General features: G+C 59.3%; 8 protein-coding genes. 4 read left to right on the forward strand and 4 right to left on the reverse strand.

Annotation, left to right across the window (positions count from 1 at the left end; all coding sequences use genetic code 11):
- The 3 genes from xseA to folD form a co-directional block, all read left to right on the forward strand.
- The coding region (xseA, locus tag NW820_RS02410; protein WP_414406589.1) for an exodeoxyribonuclease VII large subunit at window positions 1–781 on the forward strand (781 nt) is incomplete at its 5' end.
- Window positions 762–998: an exodeoxyribonuclease VII small subunit gene (xseB, locus tag NW820_RS02415; protein ID WP_011431761.1), complete on the forward strand. Its 237-nt coding sequence runs from the start codon at window positions 762–764 to the stop codon at window positions 996–998. The genes xseA and xseB, both read left to right, overlap by 20 nt.
- A gap of 92 nt (window positions 999–1,090) precedes the next feature.
- Window positions 1,091–1,972: a bifunctional methylenetetrahydrofolate dehydrogenase/methenyltetrahydrofolate cyclohydrolase FolD gene (folD, locus tag NW820_RS02420; RefSeq protein ID WP_414344695.1), complete on the forward strand. Its 882-nt coding sequence runs from the start codon at window positions 1,091–1,093 to the stop codon at window positions 1,970–1,972.
- Between the two features lie 263 nt (window positions 1,973–2,235).
- On the opposite strand, the gene NW820_RS02425 is transcribed toward folD, so the two are convergent.
- From NW820_RS02425 to NW820_RS02440, 4 genes are all read right to left on the reverse strand, one after another.
- Complete coding sequence (locus tag NW820_RS02425; protein WP_414406590.1) at window positions 2,236–2,709, reverse strand: hypothetical protein; 474 nt, start codon at window positions 2,707–2,709, stop codon at window positions 2,236–2,238.
- 340 nt (window positions 2,710–3,049) lie between these two features.
- Window positions 3,050–3,667, reverse strand: coding sequence for an Npun_F5749 family FMN-dependent PPOX-type flavoprotein (locus tag NW820_RS02430; protein WP_414406591.1), 618 nt, complete (start codon window positions 3,665–3,667; stop codon window positions 3,050–3,052).
- 56 nt (window positions 3,668–3,723) lie between these two features.
- The gene (locus tag NW820_RS02435) at window positions 3,724–4,998 is read right to left on the reverse strand and encodes a GNAT family N-acetyltransferase (RefSeq protein ID WP_414406592.1); all 1,275 of its coding nucleotides are present in this window, start codon (window positions 4,996–4,998) and stop codon (window positions 3,724–3,726) included.
- 227 nt (window positions 4,999–5,225) lie between these two features.
- Complete coding sequence (locus NW820_RS02440; RefSeq protein WP_414381692.1) at window positions 5,226–5,879, reverse strand: DUF3386 domain-containing protein; 654 nt, start codon at window positions 5,877–5,879, stop codon at window positions 5,226–5,228.
- Between the two features lie 273 nt (window positions 5,880–6,152).
- Between NW820_RS02440 and murA the strand changes: the two genes are divergently transcribed.
- Window positions 6,153–7,327, forward strand: a 1,175-nt coding sequence (gene murA / locus NW820_RS02445) for a UDP-N-acetylglucosamine 1-carboxyvinyltransferase (protein ID WP_414406593.1), incomplete at its 3' end; no start/stop codon positions are given.

Consider the following 7,327-nt stretch of genomic DNA (forward strand, 5'->3'; position numbering starts at 1 on the left):
TTCCCCCCACGCTGCCGGCTGGGGAGATATTCGGCGCACCCTCAACCAGCGCTACCCCGGGCTACGGGTGCTGTTCTCCCCAGCTCAAGTGCAAGGGGAGGCGGCCCCGGAATCAATTGTGCGGGCCATTCGCCGGGTGGAACAGGATGGGCGGGCGGAAGTGCTTCTTTTGGCGCGGGGCGGTGGAGCCAGCGAAGATTTGGCCTGTTTTAACGATGAGCGGGTGGTGCGAGCCATTGCCGAATGTCGGATCCCGGTGGTCACCGGGATTGGCCACCAGCGGGATGAAACCCTGGCTGACTACGCTGCCGACTACGCCGCCCATACCCCAACGGCAGCTGCCGAGCGGATCGTGCCGGATCTGGGGGAATTGCAGCGTCAGGGATCCCAGTTGCGCCAGAAGTTGATCGAACGCACTCGCCAAGCTTTGGAAAGGGCCCAGCAGCGTTTGCAGCAGGCCCAACACCACCTGGCTTACGTGCATCCAGAGCGGCTGTTGCAACAGGCCCAGGATCGCTTGACCCAACACCAACATCGCCTGCTCCAAGCCGTGCGCCATCGCTTCCAGCAACGCCAACAGCACCAACAGGCCCTGCAAGATCGCCTCCAAGCGCTCGATCCCGAAGCCATTCTGAAACGGGGCTATGCCTTGGTGCGAGATGAAGAGGGATCCCTGATCCGCACCCATCGCCTGCCTCCCCAAACCCGCCTGATGATACAACTGGCCTCGGGAAGCCTATGGGTACGAGTAGAGGAGAGCCATGAGCCGCCGCAAACGTGAGGAGCCGTGGCGCTATGAAGCAGCCATTGCCGAGGTGGAAACTTTGATTGCCCAGATTGAATCGGGGGAACTGGATCTGGCGGAAGTGGTGGAGCGCTTTCAACAGGCCGCCCAAACCCTGAAAACCTGCGCGGACTTCCTGGAGCAAAAGCGGCAGCAGGTGGAGATCATCATCGAGCAATTGGGCCAAGAGGAAGAAGACCTGCCCGAATCATAGGGATCCCACCTGATCATTCCCCCTGCACTGCTGTCGCCATTCTGCTTCACTATGGATGGTCGTTGGATGGTTGTCTTTATCCTTGCGCCCCCATGCCCGCAAAGATCCTCGATGGCAAAGCCTTAGCCGCCCGCTTGCAAGCGGAGATGGCCGCCCAAGTGCAAGCTTGGATACCCCAGGTGGGGCGGCCACCGGGATTGGCAGTGCTGCGGGTTGGAGAGGATCCCGCCAGTGCGGCTTACGTGCGTGGCAAAGAGCGGGCCTGTGAGCGGTTGGGCATTGCTTCTTTTGGCCGACATTTTTCCGCCCAAGACTCCCCTGCCCATTTGCTCGACACCATCGACCAACTCAATCAGGACGAGCGGGTGGATGGCATCCTCGTCCAACTGCCCCTGCCCCCCGGCTGGGATCCCATCCCCCCCCTTTTGGCAATCGATCCCGGCAAAGATGTGGATGGACTTCACCCCCTCAACCTGGGCCGGCTGTTGCGCGGCGAACCCGGCTTGCGCAGTTGTACCCCCTTGGGCGTGATGCGCCTGTTGCAAGCAGAAGGGATCCCGATTGCAGGCCGAAAGGCAGTGGTGGTTGGTCGCAGCATCTTGGTGGGCAAGCCCTTGAGCTTGATGTTGTTGGCCGCCGATGCGACGGTCACCCTAGCCCACTCCCGCACCCCCGACTTGGCAGAAGTGACCCGCGCCGCCGACATTGTGGTGATGGCCGTGGGCCGCCCCCGCCTATTGAGGGCAGACATGGTGAAACCCGGCGCGGTGGTCATCGACGTTGGCATCAACCGCATCGAGACCCCCACCGGAGCCGAGCAATTGGTGGGAGATGTGGACTATGAAGCGGTCAAAGAGCTGGCCGCTGCCATCACGCCCGTACCGGGAGGCGTAGGGCCGATGACGGTAACGATGCTGCTGGCCAACACCCTACAGAGCTATAAACTGCGCAGCCACTTGTGTAGTCATTATTAAACAGGAATGAAACATTTCTGTTGCATTGTTCCCTAACTTCCCTCTCTCTCTGGGAGAAGAGCTGGGGTTGGTCGCGGCAGCGGCACAGAGCGCTTGGGGAGTGTCTCAATCTAGCTTGAAATGACTATGGTTTGGAGACTGTTCTCAAAATGTTCTGTTGCTTGGATCCTCCCCCTTTGGCCCAGAAGAGTGAGGAATGGAGAAGTTGCCCCAGAGGAGTTTGAGGTGACCGCTGCAAATGTCCAAGCTGCGCGCGGAGCACCCTAAGGCTGCAAGATCATCGACCAGGAGCCGCTCTCCCCATCCCAAAACGGGGCCAGAGACTCTCCCACCACATTGGGCCCCCAATAGCGGCGGGTTCCATCCAGGGCGAAAGCCACCACAATGTCTCCGGGGCCGATTTGCAGCGGTTCTTCTCCCAAGCTCAGCAGCAATCCTTCGCTCCCCCCCTCTCCAGGGGCAAAGTCCCAGTGGGCCGTTTCCGGATTGATCATCCGTTCGCCGCTGCGCATCAAGATCACCAGCCGAACCGGATGGAGCGTGCGATTGCCGACACGAAAGGATCCTGTGCGGGCGGAGGTGGGGGCAGCCTGGGGGGATAAGACAGGCTCTGAGGGCAGAACAGGGACAACATTCCCCTCAACGGAATCCTCCAAGGCTTTCAGCGTCGGTTTCTCCAGAGTCTGTGCCCTCAATCCCTGCACGAGAACCCCTACCCCAACCAGAGCGGCAGACAACACTAGGGATCCCTTGCCCCTCAAAGCTCTGTTCAGCAATGGGCCGCCGGCGAAAAAAGAGGCAACAGCCTGAGCGAATGAGCAGATCAAGACGCACATCGAGACCACTGCAAGCCAAAGTGATACGTGTCGAGTTAGACAAAAGGCATCAACTGCTGCCCTACCCCTGATAGACCAGCCATACGCGTACAGAGTTCCATCAGAGGATAACGCCCCCACCGTGCAGAACACGATCGTTCAGCTACGTTAACACGTCCATTCCTCTATTCCCTGTGCTTTGGAGGAACAAGGAATAAGGGATCCCCCACTCCAGACCAGGCTAAGCAAGTTTGGATCCCTTTTAGGGATTCACAGCCCGACGCTGCCACCCTTTGGAAGTGCGCTCGTACACCGTCCGCAATTGGGGATAGATCTGATCCCCCTTAAGCTGTAGGTGATCCACCTCCGTTGGCTCCAGCAGTAAAGCCACAAAGGTCTGCGGAGGCAGCAGATCTTTCTCTTTCGGCAACTCCTGGATAAAAGCCTCTGGCGGGGCAAGCAGCCCTTTGGGTTCCGGCCAAAACCAGAGGAGCCGTCCTTTTTCCGATATCTGTTGCCACAACTGCTGCCGCTGGCGCTGGGCCTGGGGATCCGGATGATCGGCGGCGATGGCCTCAAGGGTGCCAGCGATGCGGAATTGCTCGCGGGTTTTGCAGAAATACCAGCAGATCTGGGCTTGGGGGCAGTGGGCAATTTGTCGGATCTTCTCGCTGCGACTATCCACCGCCAATTGAATGCGGTCGGTATCGCCCAAAAACCCCCGGAAAACGACCGTGCGGTTGCGCGGATGCCCCTGGGGATCCACCGTGGCCAATTGCAAATACCGCACACTGGGATCGCTACGGTTCCGGTGCAGTGCCGCCTGAATCAGCGCCCGCCAAGAGGGATCCGCAGTAGAATTGCCCTTCGGGTCTTTCATCCGTTTTTCGCAAGGTGCAAGCAAGCCGGGATTGGGGTTTTCTCTCCCTGACGCGATCAGCTAGGGGGTGGAGAAGCCTCAGATTGGGAGTCTCTGGAGAGCCCTGGTGAAGACTCCACACCGCTGATGCGACCAGAGCTGGGATCCGGCTCAGTTGGGCTGATGGGATGAAAGTGGTGCTCCAGCCAGCCTTCCGGTGGCCCCTCAAACCGCTCCGGCACTGGCTGCTTCACCTGTAATCCCCGCAGCATCGCGTTGAGATAAGCACTATCCCAGGTAAAGAGGCGGCTTTCGCGGATTTTGTGCCACACCGAACGCGACATCAGCAACGTCCGCTCTACATCCTGGGCTCCCAGCTTCAGCAAGAACTCCTCCCGTTCCGGCTGGTAATCGGTGGAGGCCAAGGCCAGAGATTGCGGCGGATGAGCCTGAGTAAGCTGGGCCATCTTGGCCATGAGTTCGGGGTAAAGCCAAGTGTAGGCGGGGTGAACCGTGAGCTTGGCCACATGAGGTTGCTGCCCGGTGCGATCCAACTTCAAGTTGAAGTAGCCGATGGCGGTTTTGCGTTCGGGCTCGTAAACACACACTTCCACCCGCTCCGTCTGGCTAATGGCGCATTTGGCCTGCTCCAAAAGCCAATCCAGTGGGCTAGTGCGAAAATCGTTCACCTCACGGTCGTACACCTGGCGCACAGTGGCCGGCATGGATCCCGTATCCAGTTGGTAGATGGCATAGGCATCCCGGTTGGTCACCGGCACCAGGTTGGGCAATTTGGGCTCGTGCTGGCTGAGAGCTGCCAGAATATCGGCTGGAATCGACCAGTAGGTGATCTGAGCCAAGGGTTGGAAGCCGTTGCGCCGGTAGAGCGCCATTGCCCCCTTGTTGTGGATGTTCACCTCCAGGATCCAGGTGCGAGCTTCCCGAAAGTGCTCCATGCAGTGCTTGAGCAGCCGGGATCCCACCCCCTGTCGCTGGGCAGAGGGCGCCACTGCGATATGATCGACCCGCCAGGTGCTGCGGGAATGGTTGAAGGGAGAAACCTGAATCACCCCCTGAATCTTGCCCTTCAGCTCCGCCACATGCACTGTAAACATGTGCTGGAAGCGATTGGGAAACAGGGTCAGGGTTTTCAGGGGCCCATACCACTGGCGCAACCGCCGCACTTGGCGACGAATATCCACCGAGCGGCTGCTGTACTCTTCATCAAAGGCTTGCGCCAAAATCTCTTCCACAGCCTCCAGATCCCCCAGTTGGGCGGGGCGAATGATCAGGTCAGGGGCACCAATGGGGGCTTCGGAATCCGGGTCAGGTTTTGCTGTGGTGTTGTCCATGCCAATCGCAGGCGGGAGAATATTCAAAGCATAGCTCAGGCTCTCTTGCTTTTTCTAACCGGGAGGATCGTTCTGCAACAAAGCTTGAAAGCCTACAGATCGGCTTTCCCGTTATCGAGAAAGGCTTGGCCGCCAAGAAGGGCGTGAACTCAGCCTCCCGGTAGCTGCCCAACAGTGACGAACGGGAGAGCTGGCCCCCTACCCTGCTGGGGTCAATGCCGGGTCGCTCACGCCCCAGTGTCCAGCAAGGTCAAGTTGCTGAAGGTGAAGCGCTTCTCCACAGGGCCGGTTTCCGTCTCCGTCTGGATACGCCGCTCCGAGAGGATGTAATACTTGCCCACTTTTGTGTACAGATCCTCGAATTGGCTGCGCCCGCCTTTTTGCTCGCCCGTTTGGGGATCGTGATAGACGGAATCGTAGCGGTGGGAAAGATAGCCTTCGCCGGTATCGTGGCTGCTGAAGGTGTGGATGGTAACCACCACTCCGTGGATATGCCGGTGCACCATGGTAACCTGGTTATCGCGCACGTGGTAGCGATCCCCTTCGGCTTTGCCCCCCACCAGGATCTCTACTGTGCCATCGGGCAGGGTTTGGCCGTAACGGAAGGTGTTGTTCCCATGGGTCTCGTCGAAGCTGCGGCGCACCCGGTGAACGGCAATCTCCCAGAGTTGGTTGTGAATGGCTTTTCGAGCTTCCTCATCTTCTACGCCCGTAACGGTGGCCTTTAGGTCTGCTCCCACTCGCACCTGCCCAACGAATGTGCGCTCCCCATCCCAATAGGTGACCTCGGCGCTGTAGCCTGGGAAAGCGGGATCCCAGGTGTAGCGGTTTTCATAGGCGGCCCGAAACAACTCTTGGGCAGAGACTTGAGTGGCGATCATCGGCTGTCTCCTTCCTGTTTTCCTTGCAAGCACTTCCCCTGAGCATCCATCATACCGCCCCCTGCTGTTGGGCTGCCCCCCAGTTGCCTTCGCTGAGAGCCTGCATCTGGTGAACTGGCCTAGCCGCTCCCCTGTCCGCTGCTGCAGGATAGAAGCACAGCCATGGGAACTTCTTCCTCACACCCAATTTGGCTTGCGAGTTTAGCCGCTGCTGTGATCCCCAGAGTATTCTCTGAGAAGGGTTCGCCTATTTTTTGTGGGTGAGGAGGGAGATTGAAAGGTTTTGACAATCGCGTCAGCGGGGCGGATCCCCTAGAGCCTGGCCTGACGCCGCCCCAGACCGGCATGGCAACCGCGCCAGAGATGATGGGGCCAGTGCTGAAAATCATTGGCAAGCAGACCCTGAGTGGCCACATCCCTATTGGCGGGGCAAAAAACTCTGCCTTGGCGCTGATGGCCGGGGCCATCTTGGCTCCTGAGGCCTGTCGAATTCACAACGTGCCGCGTCTGCTGGACATTGAACGCATGGGGCAGATCCTGGCCACGCTGGGAGTTAAGGTTTCCCATGTTGGCAATACCCTGGACCTGGATGCCAGCTCCCTCAAAACCTCTCAAGCCCCTTATGAATTGGTCAGCCAGTTGCGGGCCAGCTTTTTCATCATAGGGCCTCTGTTGGCGCGGCTGGGGGTGGCCAGAGTTCCCTTGCCCGGCGGCTGTGCGATCGGGTCTCGTCCTGTGGATCTGCATGTGCGGGGTCTGCAAGCCTTGGGGGCGACGGTACAAATCGAGCATGGGGTGGTTCATGCCTATGCCCGTAAACTGTTGGGAACCCGTATTTACCTGGACTATCCCAGCGTCGGTGCCACCGAGACCTTGATGATGGCCGCTACGCTGGCGGATGGAGAAACGGTGATCGAGAACGCCGCCCAAGAGCCGGAGGTGGCGGATCTGGCCCGCTTTTGTCAAGCCATGGGGGCCCGCATTCGCGGTATCGGCACCAATACGGTTGTGGTGGTAGGGGTGCCCCGCTTGCATGGAACAGAGTACACGGTCATTCCCGACCGCATCGAGGCCAGCACCTATCTCATTGCCGGGGCCATTACCCGCTCTCACCTCACGGTTGGCCCTGTCATTCCCGATCATCTGCGGGCGGTGATCGCCAAGTTGCAAGCCATGGGTCTGCGGGTGGAAGAAGAGGGCCCAAACCGGTTGCGCATTGCCCCAGCTCAACTGAGCTCAGGCTGGCTCTGTCAGGCAACTGATATTCAAACGCTGCCCTATCCCGGTTTCCCCACCGATGTGCAGGCGCCGATCATGGCCTTGGCCGCCTTGAGCGAGGGCAGTTGCACCATTGAGGAGACAGTGTTTGAAAACCGCATGCACCACATTCCCGAGCTCAACCGCATGGGAGCCGATATTCGCCTGAAGAACCGAGTGGCCCTGATCCG

This window comes from Synechococcus sp. R55.7 (genome assembly GCF_047461955.1).
Taxonomy (GTDB): Bacteria; Cyanobacteriota; Cyanobacteriia; order Thermostichales; family Thermostichaceae; genus Thermostichus.

Coding starts and splice junctions, on each gene's coding strand:
- NW820_RS02430 (WP_414406591.1), bottom strand. CDS start 3,667: ATGAAAGACCCGAAGGGCAATTCTACTGCGGATCCCTCTTGGCGGGCG.
- xseB (WP_011431761.1), top strand. CDS start 762: ATGAGCCGCCGCAAACGTGAGGAGCCGTGGCGCTATGAAGCAGCCATT.
- folD (WP_414344695.1), top strand. CDS start 1,091: ATGCCCGCAAAGATCCTCGATGGCAAAGCCTTAGCCGCCCGCTTGCAA.
- NW820_RS02440 (WP_414381692.1), bottom strand. CDS start 5,879: ATGATCGCCACTCAAGTCTCTGCCCAAGAGTTGTTTCGGGCCGCCTAT.
- NW820_RS02435 (WP_414406592.1), bottom strand. CDS start 4,998: ATGGACAACACCACAGCAAAACCTGACCCGGATTCCGAAGCCCCCATT.